General features: G+C 26.8%; 18 protein-coding genes and 1 tRNA gene. 13 read left to right on the top strand and 6 right to left on the bottom strand.

What is annotated here, in order from left to right; all coding sequences use genetic code 11:
• Positions 1 to 16: 16 nt before the first annotated feature.
• Genes mutS through PWP28_RS03625 form a run of 3 tightly spaced genes read right to left on the bottom strand, consistent with a single transcriptional unit; the run spans position 17 to position 3,428 of the window.
• Positions 17 to 2,464, bottom strand: coding sequence for a DNA mismatch repair protein MutS (gene mutS, locus PWP28_RS03615; protein WP_308644264.1), 2,448 nt, complete (start codon positions 2,462 to 2,464; stop codon positions 17 to 19).
• A gap of 54 nt (positions 2,465 to 2,518) precedes the next feature.
• Positions 2,519 to 3,118 (bottom strand): ATP-dependent Clp endopeptidase proteolytic subunit ClpP, encoded by a 600-nt coding sequence (gene clpP / locus PWP28_RS03620; RefSeq protein ID WP_109606442.1) that lies wholly within the window; start codon positions 3,116 to 3,118, stop codon positions 2,519 to 2,521.
• A gap of 19 nt (positions 3,119 to 3,137) precedes the next feature.
• Entirely contained in the window at positions 3,138 to 3,428 is a 291-nt protein-coding gene (locus PWP28_RS03625) for an extracellular matrix/biofilm biosynthesis regulator RemA family protein (protein WP_109606443.1), read from the bottom strand.
• Between the two features lie 142 nt (positions 3,429 to 3,570).
• On the opposite strand from PWP28_RS03625, the gene PWP28_RS03630 reads away from it, so the two are divergent.
• From PWP28_RS03630 to PWP28_RS03650, 5 genes are all read left to right on the top strand, one after another.
• Positions 3,571 to 3,897, top strand: coding sequence for a cytochrome C biogenesis protein (locus tag PWP28_RS03630; protein WP_109606445.1), 327 nt, complete (start codon positions 3,571 to 3,573; stop codon positions 3,895 to 3,897).
• Between the two features lie 23 nt (positions 3,898 to 3,920).
• Positions 3,921 to 4,877, top strand: coding sequence for a cation diffusion facilitator family transporter (locus PWP28_RS03635; protein WP_109606447.1), 957 nt, complete (start codon positions 3,921 to 3,923; stop codon positions 4,875 to 4,877).
• 13 nt (positions 4,878 to 4,890) lie between these two features.
• A complete protein-coding gene (gene obgE, locus PWP28_RS03640) occupies positions 4,891 to 6,216 on the top strand; it encodes a GTPase ObgE (protein ID WP_109606448.1) in 1,326 nt (441 codons plus the stop codon).
• 9 nt (positions 6,217 to 6,225) lie between these two features.
• Positions 6,226 to 6,786, top strand: a complete 561-nt coding sequence (nadD, locus tag PWP28_RS03645; RefSeq protein ID WP_109606450.1) for a nicotinate (nicotinamide) nucleotide adenylyltransferase — start codon at positions 6,226 to 6,228, stop codon at positions 6,784 to 6,786.
• A 53-nt stretch (positions 6,787 to 6,839) separates the two neighbouring features.
• A tRNA-Leu gene (locus tag PWP28_RS03650) sits at positions 6,840 to 6,928 on the top strand.
• Between the two features lie 41 nt (positions 6,929 to 6,969).
• Here PWP28_RS03650 and PWP28_RS03655 read toward each other — a convergent pair.
• The 3 genes from PWP28_RS03655 to PWP28_RS03665 are packed head-to-tail and all read right to left on the bottom strand — an operon-like array spanning position 6,970 to position 9,397.
• Positions 6,970 to 7,863 (bottom strand): tocopherol cyclase family protein, encoded by an 894-nt coding sequence (locus PWP28_RS03655; protein WP_109606452.1) that lies wholly within the window; start codon positions 7,861 to 7,863, stop codon positions 6,970 to 6,972.
• A gap of 1 nt (position 7,864) precedes the next feature.
• Complete coding sequence (locus tag PWP28_RS03660) at positions 7,865 to 8,869, bottom strand: lysylphosphatidylglycerol synthase transmembrane domain-containing protein (protein WP_109606454.1); 1,005 nt, start codon at positions 8,867 to 8,869, stop codon at positions 7,865 to 7,867.
• 60 nt (positions 8,870 to 8,929) lie between these two features.
• Positions 8,930 to 9,397, bottom strand: a complete 468-nt coding sequence (locus tag PWP28_RS03665) for a chemotaxis protein CheW (RefSeq protein WP_109606456.1) — start codon at positions 9,395 to 9,397, stop codon at positions 8,930 to 8,932.
• Between the two features lie 131 nt (positions 9,398 to 9,528).
• Here PWP28_RS03665 and PWP28_RS03670 point away from each other — a divergent pair, with 131 nt between their 5' ends.
• From PWP28_RS03670 to PWP28_RS03705, 8 genes are all read left to right on the top strand, one after another.
• A complete protein-coding gene (locus PWP28_RS03670) occupies positions 9,529 to 10,068 on the top strand; it encodes a hypothetical protein (RefSeq protein WP_109606458.1) in 540 nt (179 codons plus the stop codon).
• A 2-nt stretch (positions 10,069 to 10,070) separates the two neighbouring features.
• Complete coding sequence (rsmI, locus tag PWP28_RS03675) at positions 10,071 to 10,742, top strand: 16S rRNA (cytidine(1402)-2'-O)-methyltransferase (RefSeq protein ID WP_109606460.1); 672 nt, start codon at positions 10,071 to 10,073, stop codon at positions 10,740 to 10,742.
• A complete protein-coding gene (gene xseA / locus PWP28_RS03680; RefSeq protein ID WP_305081686.1) occupies positions 10,723 to 12,141 on the top strand; it encodes an exodeoxyribonuclease VII large subunit in 1,419 nt (472 codons plus the stop codon). The genes rsmI and xseA overlap by 20 nt, the downstream gene beginning before the upstream one ends.
• Positions 12,134 to 12,385: a hypothetical protein gene (locus tag PWP28_RS03685; protein ID WP_109606463.1), complete on the top strand. Its 252-nt coding sequence runs from the start codon at positions 12,134 to 12,136 to the stop codon at positions 12,383 to 12,385. The genes xseA and PWP28_RS03685 overlap by 8 nt, the downstream gene beginning before the upstream one ends.
• Positions 12,386 to 12,846: 461 nt before the next feature.
• Positions 12,847 to 13,296 carry an NAD(P)H-dependent oxidoreductase subunit E gene (locus tag PWP28_RS03690; protein WP_369426092.1) on the top strand — a complete coding sequence of 150 codons (450 nt, stop codon included), beginning with the start codon at positions 12,847 to 12,849 and terminating at the stop codon, positions 13,294 to 13,296.
• A gap of 13 nt (positions 13,297 to 13,309) precedes the next feature.
• A complete protein-coding gene (locus tag PWP28_RS03695) occupies positions 13,310 to 13,705 on the top strand; it encodes a ferredoxin (protein ID WP_109606467.1) in 396 nt (131 codons plus the stop codon).
• 16 nt (positions 13,706 to 13,721) lie between these two features.
• Complete coding sequence (locus PWP28_RS03700; protein ID WP_264150325.1) at positions 13,722 to 15,515, top strand: NADH-ubiquinone oxidoreductase-F iron-sulfur binding region domain-containing protein; 1,794 nt, start codon at positions 13,722 to 13,724, stop codon at positions 15,513 to 15,515.
• An 18-nt stretch (positions 15,516 to 15,533) separates the two neighbouring features.
• Positions 15,534 to 17,270: an NADH-dependent [FeFe] hydrogenase, group A6 gene (locus tag PWP28_RS03705; RefSeq protein ID WP_109606470.1), complete on the top strand. Its 1,737-nt coding sequence runs from the start codon at positions 15,534 to 15,536 to the stop codon at positions 17,268 to 17,270.
• Positions 17,271 to 17,300 lie beyond the last annotated feature (30 nt).

The following is a 17,300-nucleotide window of genomic DNA, read 5'->3' on the forward strand; positions in this document are numbered from 1 at the left end:
TTAATTATATCATAAACTAAAACATTTTTAACTGTCCTTCAGGCCTTTTATACTTTTTTTTACTTATGTTTCTCATTCTTTTTATTTTATTTTCTATATCTACTTTATCGGTAAGTTTTCCAAGTACCTCTTTTGATCTTTCTACTATTTCTGAAGGAAATCCTGCTAATCTTGCAACTTCTATACCATAAGAATTATCACTTACTCCATCTTCTATTTTATGAAGAAATACTACTCCATTATTTGTTTCCATAACTTTTACTCTTTTTGTTATAACTTCTGAATATATATCACATAATAAAGTCAATTCTGTATAATGTGTGGCAAATATTGTAGTTGATTTTAAAACTTGAAATATATATTCTGATATAGCCCAAGCAACGGATATTCCATCTAAAGTACTAGTTCCTCTTCCCACTTCATCGAGTAAAACAAGTGATTTTTCAGTTGCTTGATTCAAAATTGTAGACATCTCCATCATTTCCATCAAGAATGTAGATTTTCCAGTTATTATATCATCTTTAGCACCTATTCTTGTAAATACTCTATCATGTATTTTTAATTCTGCATAATCAGCTGGAACAAAGCAACCCGATTGGGCCATAATACTTATAAGTCCCATCTGTCTTAAATAAGTAGATTTACCACTCATATTCGGACCTGTAAGTACTATAAAAGTTTTTTCTGAGTCTAAACTGAAATCATTCGATGTGAATTCTGAAACAAAATTTTCTACTATTGGATGTCTACCAGATTTTATATGTGTTTTTTCATCAGAAAAAATAGGTCTAACATAATTATATTTTTTAGAAGCTATAGCAAAAGATTTAAAATAATCTACATCTGCTATTTTCTCAGATAGATGTTTTATTTTTTTTACATATCTTGAAATATTTGATATAAATTTTTCAAATATTTCTTTTTCTATTTTTTTTATTTTTTCTTCAGATATTATAAGCTTTTTTTCTAGTTCATTCAATTCTTTTGTTATAAATCTTTCTGAATTTGTTAAAGTTTGTTTTCTTGTATATTCTATTGGAGCATTTTTAGCCTGAGCTTTTGATATTTCTATATAAAAACCATAAACTTTATTTCTTCCTATTTTCAAAGAGGTTAATCCAGTTTTTGATTTTTCTTTATTTTCTATTTCTTTTAAATATTTATCTATATCTTTTGTAAGATTTCTATACTCATCAAGTTCTTCAGATATTCCTTGTTTTATAACTTCACCTTTTCCAATTTCTAATGAAGGTTCATCAAATATTGTCTTTTCGATCATGTCTTTTAAATCCTGTAAAAGATCTACATTTAAAAAATAGTCTTTTAATATTTCATTAGTTTTTAAAAGGTCATCTATAAAAGGTATTATAGATAATGAATCTCTTAAAGCAGCAATATCCTTTGGTGTAGCTTTTTGTAAGGCTATTCTTGAAGATATTCTTTCAATATCTCTTATAGATGATAAATATTCATCTAATTCTCTTATCAATATTTCATCATTTTTTAAAGATTCTACTATATTTAGCCTTCTTTCTATTTTTTTTCTATCTTTTAAAGGCCTTATAAGTATATCGCTGAGTTTTCTATTTCCCATGGGAGTTTTTGTATATTTTAATACATCATAAAGAGTTTTCCCTTTTATATCAGGACTTGGAACTATACCTAAATTATATATTGTTGTACTATCTAAAAACATATATTCTAAATTTTTTAATCTCTTTGGTATTTTGAAATGTTTTATTTTTTGAAATTGGGTTATTTCAAGGTATTTTAATACAGCATCTAAAACTTTTAATTCATCTTTTGTGTATTCTAAATGATCTATGCTAAGCATATCATAACTTTCTTTTATATGATTTTTATAATCCGAAGAAAAATACCATTCATCGAGTTTTTCTGTATAAAGCCTATTGCTTATTTCTTTTATTTTTTTGTTTATATTTTCTACTCTAAAAGATATTAAAACTTGGACAAACCCATAATTTATTATAAAATCAATCAATTCATTTTCATTTAAATCTAAAGAGTCAAGATATATTTCTCCTGTTGAAAAATCAAATATAGCTATGATATATTTATCATCTTTTTTGTCTATTAAACAAGAAAATTTATTGTATTCATCAAGCATATTATCTTCTATTATAGTTCCAGGAGTTATTATTCTCGTTACTTCTCTTCTAACTATACCTTTTGCTTGAGATGGATCTTCCATTTGTTCACATATAGCAACTTTATATCCATTATCAAGTATTTTTTTTAAATAATTATCTAATGCATGATAAGGTATTCCAGCCATAGGATGACCATTTCTGTTGGTTAATACTATTTGAAGAACTTCACTTATAATTTTTGCATCTTCAAAAAAAGTTTCATAAAAGTCTCCTAATCTAAACAATAGTATAGAATCTTTATAATTTTCTTTTATATCTAAATATTGCTTTATCATAGGGGTTAAACCTGTCATTAAATTTCCTCCTATACAAAAAATAAGGGCGCATTTAGCGCCCGATTTATTTGATTATTTTTGTGTTTCTGATTTTGTATTTATTACTTTATCTATAAGACCATATTCTACCGCATCATCTCCGGACATGAAGAAATCTCTTTCAGTATCTTTAACAATTTTTTCATATGGTTGACCCGAATGATTTGATAATATAGTATTTAATTCATGTTTCAATCTCAAAATCTCTTTAGTTTGTATTTCTATATCCATTGCTGTTCCCTGAGTTCCACCCCAAGGTTGATGAATCATTATTCTTGAATGTGGAAGAGAAAATCTTTTGCCTTTAGCTCCAGCTGTGAGTAATACAGCACCCATAGAAGCTGCTTGTCCTGTACATATCGTTGATACATCAGGTTTTATGTATTGCATTGTATCATATATGGCTAATCCAGCTGTTACAGATCCACCAGGTGAATTTATATAAAGATATATATCTTTCTCAGGATCTTGTGACTCTAAAAAAAGCAACTGAGCTATTATAACATTCGCAACTGTATCATTAACTTCAGTACCAAGAAATAATATTCTATCTTTTAAAAGTCTTGAATATATATCATAAGATCTCTCATATCTCCCATCACTTTCAATAACTACTGGCATTGGTATACTCATATAATGACCTCCTTGTTTTTCATCTACTATGTCTTATTTTATCTATAACTTTTTGTGTATCGACAGATGTTAGTATAATCTGTCCACTATCCATATATATAACGGTTTCAACACTTCTACCATAAGTTATATCTATTAAACTTGTTGTACCTTTTATATGGTCATCATCATTTCTATGTTCTTCTTCAGTTAAAACATCATTTCCTTGAAAAATTTTTTTAATTCTTCTGAATTGTATAAATTCCTGAGGAACGACTGAATGTACTCTTTCAGCTGAAACATATGAATCTTTTGTGATAGGAACAAACATATCAACACCTCCTTCTTAAATTATACCTCAATTATTTTAAAATACAAAATAATTACTTTTATTTTTTATTATAAATTTAATGAAATTATAATTATATTCTATTAAAATATATTGTATAAAACTTTTTTAAAGGAGATTTTTTATGAATTTTAATTTTTTTAAACTCGAAATATTTATTCCAGAAGGTTTTTTAGATATTATATTAAAAAGTTTAAATGAAACAGGGGCAGCAAAAGCAGGAAATTATGACAGTTGTATATCTTATTCAAAAGTCATAGGCATGTGGCGTCCTTTAGAAGGAACAAATCCTTATATTGGTAAAATAAATGAATTATCTATTCAAGAAGAAATAAAAATAGAATGTATATGCAAAAAAGAATTTTTAGAAAAAACTGTTGAAAATATTAAAAAAGTACATCCTTATGAAGAACCTGTAATAAATATAATCCCTTTGATTATGAATATTTAAAAAACTTTAAAGGAGAGATTTTGATGAAAGACTTTATAAGTTCTGAAGAAAGAGGTGAATTAGCTAAAAAAGGTTCTTATGTCGGAATAATTGGAAATTTAATGTTAGCTTTACTCAAATTCTCTATAGGTATATTAAGTGGAAGTTTAGCTATAATTGCTGATGGCATAGATACATCAACAGATATAATTACTTCTTTTTTAACTTTAATTGCTGCAAAAATATCAAATAAACCAGCAGACTTTTCTCATCCTTATGGTCATGAAAGAGCAGAAACAATTACTACAAAAATTTTATCTATAATAGTATTATTTGCTGGATATCAAGTTCTTGTATCAGCTATAAAAAATCTATTAAGCGGAAACAAAACTATAGAAAACCCTTTATGGGTTTTGTTAGTTGCAGCTATTTCTGTTATAATTAAGTATTTGTTATATAATTATAAATTAAAAATAGGGAAAAAAATAAATTCATCTTCATTTATTGCAGATGCCTTGAACATGAGAAATGATATATTTACATCATTAGCTGTATTTATAGGAATATTGATTTTTTACTTCACTGGAATACCTTGGATAGATTCTGTAATTGCAATTTTTGTTTCTATTATAATTTTTAAAGTTGGAATTGAAATGTTTATAGAAACTTCTGATGAATTAATGGATGGTTCTAAAGAACTTGGTGATATTTATAAAATGATAATAAATATATGTGATGAATATTCTGAAATACAAAATCCTCATAAAATAAGAGTTAGAAAATCAGGTTTTGTTTATTTTTTAGAGTTTCATATAGAAGTAAATCCTAATATGATAATAAAAGAAGCTAATAAACTTACTTTTAAACTCGAAAAAGAAATTAAAGAATATAATCCTTATATAAAAGATATAATAATACATGTAGAACCCTTTGGAAATATTGAAAATGAAGAGTTTGGTCTTGATAAAGATTCTATAAATAAACTATTTAATGAAAAATAATGAGGTGAAATAAATGACAGGCGATTTTTTAGATGAAGTTAGCATAAAAGTTATTGCAGGTAAAGGTGGAGATGGAATAGTAAGTTTCAGGAGAGAAAAGTATGTACCAAAAGGTGGTCCTGATGGTGGTGATGGTGGTGATGGTGCAAGTGTAATAATAAAATCAACATTAACTAAAAATACTCTTGTAGATTTTAAACATAAAAGAAAATTTATTGCCGAAGATGGAGAAAATGGAAAGGCAAAAAAGCAATATGGAAAAAATGGAAATAATTTAATCATAGAAGTTCCCGTAGGAACTATAATATATGATAAAAATTCTGAAGATATGATAGCTGATTTAAAATATCCTAATCAAATTGTGGTTGTTGCAAGGGGCGGTAAAGGTGGTAGAGGAAATGTAAAATTCATGAATTCATCACTTCAAGCCCCAAGAATCTCTGAAAAAGGTATAAAAGGAGAAGAAATAGAATTAAAACTCGTATTAAAATTAATTGCCGATATAGGAATTGTTGGATTTCCTAATGTTGGAAAATCTACTTTAATATCAAGAATTTCAAAAGCTAAACCTAAAATTGCCAATTATCATTTTACAACTTTAAAACCTAATCTTGGAGTTGTGAAAGTTGATATTGGAAAATCATTTGTTGTTGCAGATATTCCTGGATTAATAGAAGGTGCTCATAATGGTACTGGTCTTGGAGATAGATTTTTGAGACATATTGAGAGATGTTATGCAATAATTCATATAATAGATATTGCAAAGTTTGAAGGCAGAGATCCAGTTGATGATTATTATAAAATAAGGAATGAATTAAAAAAATATTCGGAAACTCTCGCAAATAAAAAAGAAATAATCTTTGGAAATAAATGTGATTTAATAGATCAAGAAACTTTAAATAAAAACATATCTGAATTCGAAAAGACTACAGGTAAAAAAATACATCCAATTTCTGCTTATACAAAAACCAATCTTGATAAAGCAATTGGAGAAATGTGGACAATGATAGAACCTCAAAGAATGGAATATACAAGAAAAATTGAAAAAATGCTTAAAAAAAATTCTGATAGAATTAAATTAAAAATAGATCCAGTAAGACTTGATAATATAGATTATATTAAATTTGAAATTATAAGATGGAGTGAAGATGTTTATGAAATAACAGGAACTGGCGTAGAAAAGCTTTTATCTAAATATGATATAGAGCAAAAAGATGCAAGAGTTAAAATTTTAAATACATTAGAAAGTTCTGGTTTAAGTAAATTCTTAGCTATTGAAGGTTTAAAAGAAGGGGATACCGTCTATGTTGGAAATTTTGCATTTGAATATATACCTTAAGGTAATAAAATGATTATCATATTTGGAGGATCTTTTAATCCTCCTCATATTGCTCATAAAATAATCGCTGAATTTGCATATGATAAATTCAAACCAGATAAATTTTTAATACTTCCGGCAAGTATACCTCCACATAAAGAATCTAATTCAATCGCTTCATTTCAAAAAAGATTTGATATGTGCAAAAAGACTTTTAAATCTAAATATTTTGAAGTTTCAGATTTAGAAAATAAATTAAAAAAACCTTCTTATACTGTAAGAACTTTAGATTATTTAAAAGATTTCGATACTAATTTAAACCTTTTAATCGGAGAAGATTCTTATATGAATTTTGATAAATGGTTTGAATATGAAAAAATATTATCTTTTTCAAAATTAATAGTTTATCCAAGATTCTTTGACAGAAGAGGTTTTAAACATAAGAATTTCGAACATATCGAACTTTCTTCTCCAATAATTGATATATCTTCAAGCATGATAAGAAAAAGAATAAAAGAAAAAAAATCTATTAAAGGCCTAATTTCTGATGATATTTATAATATTACAATTAATACATATAAAATTAAATAAATGGTATTGACATTTCTTATTTTCTAATGTATAATAATCTTCGGATGAGTTTAGCCGAGGTGGTGGAATTGGTAGACACGTATGGTTGAGGGCCATATGAGCGCTTTAGCTCGTGCGGGTTCAAGTCCCGCCCTCGGCACCAAAAAAGAGGATATCTTTTTAGATATCCTCTTTTATATTATTTTATATTAATTCTTCATAATTATATATTTCTAATGCTGTCTTTCCAGAATCTTCAAAAATCAAATTATTATCTTTATCGTATAAATATGCATTCAGTTCAGAATCTATGCTTTCTTTTATTTCTTGACTCATTTTTCCATTTTTAGGTGATTTTAACAATTTAAAACTTCCAATTTTTATATCTAACATTAATTTATATTTTTTATTATATATTTCTATTTTTAAATTATTTTTATCATATTTTATAGATTTAATCTTAGAAAAGTTATAAGTAGTAAATTTAATCAATTTATCTTCATAATATACTGCGGCAAGAAGTCCTTTAAAGGCTTTTTTTAAAAATGGAACATTTGCATAAGAAAATGTTAACGACCTATTTTTGTCATATTTGAAATTAGATTGAACCCAAATCCATGAACTTGGAAATGATTCCCCCCAATCTTTTTCTATATAAATTTTACCATTTATCATTTCCATATTTTTAGTACCTGTAAAATTAGATCCCATGTTTATTATTCCATGATTACATTGCATTTTAAAAAAAGAAAATGGTCCCATAGCAGATTTAGTAAATAAATTTTTACCCCAAGGTATTTGTTTTGATATATTCAAAAATATATTAATATCATCAAGATTTAATATTAATCTATCTTTTGAAAATGAATTTTCTTTTATAACTATTCTTTCTCTTTTTTCATCATATTCAAAATCTTTAATATCAAATCTTATATATTCATTTTTTTCTTTATCTATGTATTGAATAAAAGCATGAGGGTCTTCTTCATTTTTTGATATACCAGGTATTATAGAAATAATTTCATCATTAAAAGAAAGTTTATAATACCAACCCTCAAAAGAATTTTTTTCTATCTTATGATATCTAAAGTCATCCATATTAATCCCCACCTATTTTTTTAGAATGTGTAAATACAAAAGTTAATGCTCCTATGAATAATACAAAGTAGTATGTAGTTAATCTCCAAATAAGTACAGCTGAATTTATAGTATATATATCTGTATCATTAGAAAATATAAGATAGTAAAAACCTTCAGCACCTCCAGCAGTTCCCGGTGTTGGAACTATTGCTGCTCCAATATCTAATATAATTCCTTTAAAAATCAAATCTAAATCTATATTCACTCCAAATCCCTTTAAAATAAAAACAATCGTTAAAACATAAGCCATGAGTTGTAAAGAACTTAAAAAAAGGACTATCAAAAATTGTATAATTTTTTTTGAATTTTCTTTAAAAAATTTTATAAATTCTTCAATATTCATAAATATTTTATCCATTATTTTTTCGGGATTTTTTATAATTTTTATTTTTTTTAAAAAAAATGTTACTTTTTGAGCAACTTTTTTTGATAGTTCTTCATTTAATGAAAATAAAAGAATTAAAAATACTACAAAGCCATTAAATATAGTACCTATGAAGACTAAAGAAAATGACTTGAGATCTAAAAAGTTAAAAGCGTATATAGCTCCAGACACTCCAAATAAGGCCATTATTATTTGAAAAATCATAGATTTATAGAGTATGCTAGCAGTAGAAACACTCGGACTTATTCCTTCTTTTGATAAATAATATACCTGCAAAGGTTGACCACCGGTAAAAAATGGTGTTAAATAATTGAAAAAATTTCCTAAAATAGTAATTTTAAAAGTTTTTATATAATTTATATCTTTTTTATTATCAAATAAAGATACTTTCATTATAATAGTTTCAATGATCCATTTTAAAAAAATTAAAAACATAGAAATAAAAGCATATTTTATTTGAAATGTCCTTAATTTTTCTATATTTTCTTCCAAGCCAGTTAACCCCATAAGAATTGTAACTATACTCAATGTTATTATTAAAGAAAATAAAAATCCTTTTAAATATTTCTTTACTCTCAAATAATCACCCCTTACAAAAAACAATGGCGCAAAAAACGCGCCATAATATAAATGTTTTTATTAGACATTATTAACAACTTGTTCTAAAGATAGTTTTTCTTCGGTAGTTAAAAGTTTATCTACATCTAATATTATAAGCATTTCATCTTCTAATCTTGCTATACCAGATATAAAATTTACTCTATGCATTCCACCAACTTCTGGTTTTTCTTCTATTAACTCAGAATTAATACTTTTAACTTCTTTAACATCATCAACCATCATCCCAATTTTTCTACTCTCCATTTTTATTACTATAACTTTGCACTTTGTTTTGTCAGAAAAATCCTGAATTTTGAACTTTTTTCTTAAATTTACTAAAGGTAAAACTTCTTTCTTTCTAAAGTCTATAACACCTTCCAAATAATCTGCCACATCTGGAATTTCTGTAACTTCTTCATATTCTGCTACTGCATCGATCTTCATAATATCAAGACCAAACTTTTCTTTTCCAAGATTAAATGTTACTATTTTTAAATCAGTTCCCATATTATTACCTCCTATGAGCACTTTTTCCATATTTTAATAATACCATATTTACAGGAAATAAAAAAGAAAAATGTTATAATATATTATACTATATATTATACTATAAAATCTATAAAAGTGGTGAATTTTTTATGATAGAACGAGAACGTAAATATATATTTACAAATTATTTTTTATTTCTTAATCTAAAAAGAAAGGCTATAAAAAAAATTAAGATAATTCAATTTTATAATGATAAAAATGAACGTTACAGACTCAATTTAAATGAAGATATATGGATATATAATCAAAAAAAATATATTTCTGATGAAAAAAGATTTGAAAAAGAAAATATTATTAATAATGATAAAATTAATGACTTAAAACTTTCAAATTCGAAATGTGTTGCAAAATATAGATATATATTAAATGAAGATCCAGAAATTGTTTTAGATGAAATAAAAAATATAGACAATATTTTAAATTATAAAAAAAATTTAAAATATATTCTTGAAATAGAGGAAAAAAATATTTATATAAAAGATTTAGATGATTATTTAAAAAATTATCTAATGGACGATTATAATTATTTGAAAGATGTTACTAATTTAAAAGAATTTTCAAATATCAATTTTGCTTCTAATTTTGATATCGATTATATAAATTTAATAAAGAAATTTAAGGAGGAATAGCTATGCCTGAATTAATAATTGTAGGTACACCCATTGGAAATCTTGAAGACATTAGTTATAGAGCTTTAAGGATATTGAAAGAAGTTGATAATATAATATGTGAAGATAAAAGAGTTACTTTAAAAATAATAAATCATTTTGATTTAGGAAATAAAAATCTTTTTACATATAATCAAGCAAGTGCAGAAAGAAAACTTGAATCAGCTTTCAATTTTATATTAAACAATGAAAAAACAATTATAGTTACAGATGCTGGAATGCCTATAGTATCAGATCCTGGAAATTTACTAGTAAAAAGATGTTATGAAAATAATGTAAAAGTTGATATAATTCCAGGCCCTTCTGCCCCAATATCAGCTCTGGCAGCAAGTGGATTACCAGGGTCAAAATTTGTCTTTTTAGGCTTTTTACCAAGAGATAAAAATAGAAGAAGACTTTTTAGAACTCTTGTTGAAGAAGAAAAAATATTAATATTTTTTGAATCTCCAAATAGAATTTTAAAAACTTTAATAGATATAAATGAAATACTTGGTAATAGAGAAATATTTATAGCAAGGGAAATGACAAAAATCCATCAGGAATTTTTAAAAGGAAATACTTGTGATATTATAGAAAAACTAAAAAAAGTTGATAATATAAGAGGTGAATTTACAGTTGTTATTTCAGGAAAATAAAGATATGCAATTCGAAAATATTCAACAATTAATAAACTATATAAATAATATAATAAAAAATACTTCTATATTAGATTTAAATATAGAAGTTATTTCTGATATAACAACTTCTAAAGTAAGTAAAAGAGGTGATCTTTACATAGAATTATCTCAAAAAGTAGGTTATTCAAACTATTCTATAACAGTATTTTTTCCAGAAAAATTTGTACCTTATATTTTAAAAAATTTGAACTTAAAACATTATTCAGAGCTATCTGGAAAAAAATGGGTTATAAAAGGAAAATTAAATTTTTGGAAAATGAGCTCAAAATTTGTTTTACATGGTAGTTCAATTGAATCAGCTGGTGAATCAGAAATAGAAAAAAATAAATTAAAAATATTAAAAAAATTAGAAATGAAATCATTAATAAATAAAAATACAAATGATTTAAAAACATTAGATCCCATTAAAAAAATCGCAATAATTTCAAGTCCAACAGCTGCTGGATATGGAGATTTTATAAAAAACATAAATCATGCTGAATTGATTCCAATAACTCATTTATATCCTTCCGCAATGCAAGGTGCTGGAACAGTTCCAGGAATAATAGGTTCATTCTATAAAATTTTAGAAACAAAAATTAAATATGATATTGTAGTTATAATAAGAGGTGGAGGTTCTAAAAGTGATTTAATGTATTTTGATGATGAAGAACTTGCATATTATATAGCCAAATTTAATCTAAAAATACCTGTCTTAACTGGAATAGGTCATGAACAAGATAAATCGATACCAGATTATGTTTCATGGAAAAGTTATTCAACTCCTACAGAAGTTTCAAGAGATATTGTAAATCAAATAAATGAAAATATAAAAAGATTAAAAACAGCTTCTTTAAATTCAAAAATTTATTTCAATTCTTCTTTTAAAGATCAAAAAAATAATTTAAATATACAAAATATAAATTTTTTTAGTACAAGAATAAATCAAAAGTTAGATCAAATAAATGAATATATAAAAAAATTTTATAAATATCAATATAATGTAATAGATAATAAAATAATGATTAATAAATCTTATTTTATTAAAAATAAAAATATATTTATAAAAAATTATTTAAATTCTATTTTAATAGAAATAAATAAAACTTTGAATAATAAAATAATTGACATAAAAAATGGAAGTTTTTTATCAATTAACCAAAAAAAAGATTTTTTAAATACTATTTATTTAAATATTACTAAAAATAGTCCTTTTAGTGTTTTTTTAAGCGATGGTGCTCTTATAAAAAAAGAAAATCAAATAATAAATTCAGCAAAAAAATTAAAGGAAAATGATTCAATTGAAATAATTTTTAAAGATGGTAATGTTTCTGCAAATATATATAAAATAAATAATTGGGAGGAAAAAAATGGATGATATATTAAATATAAAAAAAAGCGACATGAAAAAAATGAGTTTTAATAAATTAGTTGAAAATTTAGAATCTATAAATGAATATTTTCAATCAACCCAGGAACTAGACATTGAAAAAGGTTTAGAACTATATAAAAAATCTTTAGATTTTATAGTAATAGCAAAAGAAAAACTTACTAATCTTGAAGAAGAAAAAAGAAAAATAGATGAAATATATGATAACTTATTTAATGACAAAAATACATGAAATTTTTTTCAGATTTTTTTATGAAATAAGGAAATTCTTTATAAATAACTTTTTATACATGAAATTTTTATCATTAGCTATACAATTGAAATATTCATGTAATTAATATTTTTTACTTTAAAATGTCTTTATATGCTTTTAATTAAATTTGTTCCTATTTATATTTTTTTGATAAAATCAAAGTGTCTGTATTTATTAATAAATAATACAGACACTTTTTAAACTTAATAATAATTTTATTATTTCTTAATTTTGTTTAAGTTTTATTACGATATAATTATAACTGAAACTATTTCACATTCTTTGTTTGATAAGATTTTTTTAACTTTATGTGAACTTGTGAAAAAAAATACAATTACGAGTAAATTTATCATATATTGGGAGGGAAGAAGATGTCTGAGACATTGAACACACAATTGAAAGAAGTTGAACAGTACTTAGATTCTCTAGGTTTAGAAAAAATGTCTGAAGTAGAAAGACGTAGTTATTTAATTCGTGCTCTTCATAAGGCACAAAGTATTATCGGTTACTTACCTATTGAGGCACAGATGTTGATCTCTAAAAAATTAAAGGTCCACGCTTCTCAAGTTTATGGAGTTGTAACCTTTTATAATTTTTTCAGTATGAAACCTAAAGGAAAATTCCCGATAAATGTTTGTCTTGGAACTGCATGCTATGTTAGAGGTTCTGGTGATATTTTTGCAGAATTCAAAAAACTCTTGGGTATCGAAGAAGGAGAAACTACACCAAATGGTTTATTTTCACTTCATGCTGTAAGATGTGTAGGAGCTTGTGGCTTAGCACCTGTCGTAATGATAGGAGAAAAAGTTCATGGTAGACTTAAAAAAGATGACCTACCAAAGCTCATAGAAGATTATAAAGCAATAGCTAAAGAGCAAGGATTAATCTAAAGGAGGTCTAATTATGTCAAAAATAAAGAGTTTACAAGATTTGATGAATTTAAAAGAAACAGCAACAAAAAACATGAAAATAAGAAATGCCGCTGATGAAAAAGAAAAAATTATTTTAAAAGTTGCTATGGGTACTTGCGGTATATCTGCTGGTGCTAAAGAAACTTTTAATGCTCTTGTTGAAGCTATAGATAAAAAGAATCTTGAACATGTGGTTGTAGTTCAAACAGGATGTATGGGATACTGCCATGCCGAACCTACAGTTGAAGTAGTTGAACCAAATAAAGAAAGTATTCTTTATGGTCATATTGATGCTGAAAAAGCTGAAACTTTAATAGAAAAACATATAATAAATGGAGAATTATTACAAGACTCGATAATAGGCGAAACACATCAGAGTGCTGAATAATAGGAGGGGGACACAAATGGCAAAATACAATCAATACGTTCTAATCTGTGGTGGAACAGGTTGTACTTCCTCAGGTAGTAACGATATTTTAGACCATTTCAATAGAGTTCTTAAAGAAAAAAACTTACAGGATGAAGTTCAAGTTGTAAGAACTGGTTGTTTTGGTTTCTGTGAGCAAGGACCTATAGTTAAATTTTTACCTGACAACACTTTTTATGTAAAAGTTGAGGATAAAGATGTTGAAACATTAGTAGAAGAACATATAATAAAAGGTAGAAAAGTACAAAAATTATTATATGAGGAACCTAAAGCAAAAGAAAAAATAGAAGAATCTCAAAAAATGCCTTTTTATAAAAAGCAGTATAGGGTGGCATTGAGAAATGCTGGTACTATAGATCCAGAAAATATAAATGAATATATTGCTCATAATGGTTATCTTGCTCTCGGTAAAGCTATTACTGAGATGACAAGAGATGAAGTAATTGAAAATCTTCTTGAATCAGGCTTGAGAGGTAGAGGAGGCGGTGGTTTCCCTACAGGATTAAAATGGCAATTTGCTAAAAAAGCTAACAGTGATCAAAAATATGTAGTATGTAATGCTGATGAAGGTGACCCTGGTGCATTCATGGATAGATCTGTACTTGAAGGAGATCCTCATACAGTAATTGAAGGTATGGCTATTGCAGGCTATGCAATTGGTGCGAATCAAGGAATAGTTTATATAAGAGCAGAATATCCTCTTGCTGTTAATAGATTAAAAACAGCTCTAAATCAAGCGAGAGAAATGGGTTTCTTAGGAGAAAATATTTTCGGCTCAGATTTTTCATTTGATATCGATATAAGATTAGGAGCTGGAGCTTTTGTTTGTGGTGAAGAAACTGCTTTGATCCATTCTATAGAAGGTTATAGAGGAGAACCAACTACAAAACCACCTTTCCCAGCAAACAGTGGATTATGGGAAAAACCAACTTTAATAAATAATGTAGAAACTCTTGCAAATATATCTATCATAACTTTAAAAGGTGCCGACTGGTTCAGAAGTTTTGGTACAGAAAAATCTCCTGGAACTAAAGTCTTTGCACTTGCTGGTGCTATCAATAATGTAGGACTTGTTGAAGTTCCTATGGGAACTACTTTAAGAGAAATAGTATTCGAAATTGGCGGAGGCATAAGAGAAAACAAAAGATATAAAGCTGTTCAAACAGGTGGTCCATCTGGTGGATGTATTCCAGCTGAATATCTTGATACTCCTATTGATTTTGATAATCTTTCTGCTTTAGGTTCTATGATGGGTTCAGGTGGAATGATCGTAATGGATGAAACTACTTGTATGGTTGATGTTTCAAAGTTTTATCTTGAATTCACAGTTGAAGAATCTTGTGGAAAATGTACTCCATGTAGAATAGGTAATGTTAGATTATTAGAAATTCTTGACAGATTAACAAGTGGAAGAGGTTCTGAAAAAGATTTACAATTATTACAAGAACTTGGAAATATAATAAAAGATTCTTCACTTTGTGGTCTTGGTCAAACAGCCCCTAATCCTATTCTATCTACATATCATTATTTTAAAGATGAGTACGAAGCTCATGTTTATGATAAAAGCTGTCCTGCCGGAGCGTGTAAGAGTTTAGTTAAATATACTATAGATCCAGAAAAATGTGTTGGATGTACAGCTTGTGCGAGAGTTTGTCCTGTTGAAGCTATAAATGGCCAAATAAAGAAACCTCATGAAATAGATCAAGAAAAATGTATAAAATGTGGAGCTTGTTATGCTACTTGTAGATTCGGTGCAATAAGCAAAATATAGGAAGGGGGAAAATAATAAATGCCTAAAGTATTTGTTAATAATATAGAAACTGAAGTACCAGATAATGCTACCGTTTTGGAAGCAGTTAATAAAGCAGGTGGATATGTTCCTACACTTTGCTATATGAATCTTGAAGATATAGGTATTGTTAATAAACCTGCTTCTTGTAGAGTATGTGTAGTTGAAATTGAGGGAAGAAGAAATTTAGCTCCAGCTTGTGCTACTCCTGTATTTGAAGGTATGAAAATAAATACTCATTCAAGAAGAGCTATAAATGCAAGAAGAACAGTTGTACAACTGTTATTATCTGATCATCCTCAAGATTGTTTAAAATGTCCTAAAAATGGAGAATGTGAATTACAGGATTTAGCTTCTGAATTAAATATAACAACCAATCCTTATATGGGTAAAAAATCTCTGTATAAAAAAGATGTTTCTGCAGCAATAATAAGAGATCCAAATAAATGTATAATGTGTAGAAAATGTGAAACTGCATGTAATTCTTTTCAAACTGTTGGCGTATTATCTGCAGTTGAAAGAGGTTTTGATGCTGTTGTACAACCTACATTTGATTGGCCACTTGAAGAAACAAATTGTACTTTCTGTGGTCAATGTGTCGCAGTTTGTCCTACTGCAGCTTTAACAGAAAGATCTTATATAGATGAAGTTTGGAGTGAATTAGATAATTCAGATAAACATGTAGTTGTTCAAACAGCCCCAGCAGTAAGAGTTGCTCTTGCTGAAGAATTTGGTTACAAACCAGGAACTATTTCTACTGGTAAATTAGCTGGTGTCTTAAAATTAATGGGTTTTGATGCTGTTTTTGATACTAACTTTGCTGCCGATTTAACAATAATGGAAGAAGCTACAGAGTTTATAGATAGACTTCAAAACGACGGATATATGCCTATGTTAACATCATGTTGTCCAGGCTGGGTAAAGTTCTTAGAACATCAATTTCCTGGACTTGTAAAAATGCCTTCATCTGCAAAGTCACCTCAACAGATGTTTGGAGCAGTCGCAAAATCTTATTATGCTGAAAAGAATAATATAGATCCAAAAAAGATGACTGTTGTTTCTATCATGCCTTGTCTTGCAAAAAAATATGAAGCTGGCAGAGAAGAATTGAATTCAAGTCCCGAATTCAAAGATGTAGATTATGTTATTACTACAAGAGAATTAGCAAAGATGATAAAAGAAGCTGGATTCAATTTCGATTCTATTCCAGAAATGTCTTATGAAAATCCTTTAGGTGAATCAACAGGTGCTGCTGCAATCTTTGGTAGAACTGGTGGTGTTGCAGAAGCTGCTTTGAGAACGGCTTATGAGTGGGTTACTAAAGATACACTTGAAGAAGTAGAATTTGAAGCTTTACATGGTTATGATTCTATAAGAATTGCTGAGGTTGATATAAAAGGAACTATTGTTAAAATTGCAGTTGCTCACGGGCTTGGTAATGTTAGAAAATTACTTGAAGATATAAGAGATGGTAAAATAAATGTCCATTTAATTGAAGTAATGGCTTGTCCTGGTGGCTGTGTTGGCGGCGGTGGTCAACCTTATCATCATGGAAATTTTGAAATAATTAAAAATAGAATAGAAGCTTTAAATAATGTTGACAGAACATCTAAAATAAGAAAGTCTCATGATAATCCTTCTATTAAAAAAATATATGAAGAATATCTTGAAAAACCAGGTTCTGAAAAAGCACATCACTTGTTGCATACACATTATTTACAAAGAGAATGGCTTTAAAAAAATAATAGGGAACCTTTTTGGTTCCCA

It is taken from the genome of Oceanotoga sp., from assembly GCF_030445905.1.
Taxonomy (GTDB): Bacteria; Thermotogota; Thermotogae; order Petrotogales; family Petrotogaceae; genus Oceanotoga; species Oceanotoga teriensis.

Coding starts and splice junctions, on each gene's coding strand:
- PWP28_RS03625 (WP_109606443.1), bottom strand. CDS start 3,428: ATGTTTGTTCCTATCACAAAAGATTCATATGTTTCAGCTGAAAGAGTA.
- nadD (WP_109606450.1), top strand. CDS start 6,226: ATGATTATCATATTTGGAGGATCTTTTAATCCTCCTCATATTGCTCAT.
- PWP28_RS03685 (WP_109606463.1), top strand. CDS start 12,134: ATGGATGATATATTAAATATAAAAAAAAGCGACATGAAAAAAATGAGT.
- mutS (WP_308644264.1), bottom strand. CDS start 2,464: ATGACAGGTTTAACCCCTATGATAAAGCAATATTTAGATATAAAAGAA.
- PWP28_RS03700 (WP_264150325.1), top strand. CDS start 13,722: ATGGCAAAATACAATCAATACGTTCTAATCTGTGGTGGAACAGGTTGT.
- PWP28_RS03655 (WP_109606452.1), bottom strand. CDS start 7,863: ATGGATGACTTTAGATATCATAAGATAGAAAAAAATTCTTTTGAGGGT.
- obgE (WP_109606448.1), top strand. CDS start 4,891: ATGACAGGCGATTTTTTAGATGAAGTTAGCATAAAAGTTATTGCAGGT.
- PWP28_RS03705 (WP_109606470.1), top strand. CDS start 15,534: ATGCCTAAAGTATTTGTTAATAATATAGAAACTGAAGTACCAGATAAT.
- PWP28_RS03630 (WP_109606445.1), top strand. CDS start 3,571: ATGAATTTTAATTTTTTTAAACTCGAAATATTTATTCCAGAAGGTTTT.
- clpP (WP_109606442.1), bottom strand. CDS start 3,118: ATGAGTATACCAATGCCAGTAGTTATTGAAAGTGATGGGAGATATGAG.
- PWP28_RS03665 (WP_109606456.1), bottom strand. CDS start 9,397: ATGGGAACTGATTTAAAAATAGTAACATTTAATCTTGGAAAAGAAAAG.
- PWP28_RS03670 (WP_109606458.1), top strand. CDS start 9,529: ATGATAGAACGAGAACGTAAATATATATTTACAAATTATTTTTTATTT.
- PWP28_RS03690 (WP_369426092.1), top strand. CDS start 12,847: ATGTCTGAAGTAGAAAGACGTAGTTATTTAATTCGTGCTCTTCATAAG.
- rsmI (WP_109606460.1), top strand. CDS start 10,071: ATGCCTGAATTAATAATTGTAGGTACACCCATTGGAAATCTTGAAGAC.
- PWP28_RS03695 (WP_109606467.1), top strand. CDS start 13,310: ATGTCAAAAATAAAGAGTTTACAAGATTTGATGAATTTAAAAGAAACA.
- PWP28_RS03635 (WP_109606447.1), top strand. CDS start 3,921: ATGAAAGACTTTATAAGTTCTGAAGAAAGAGGTGAATTAGCTAAAAAA.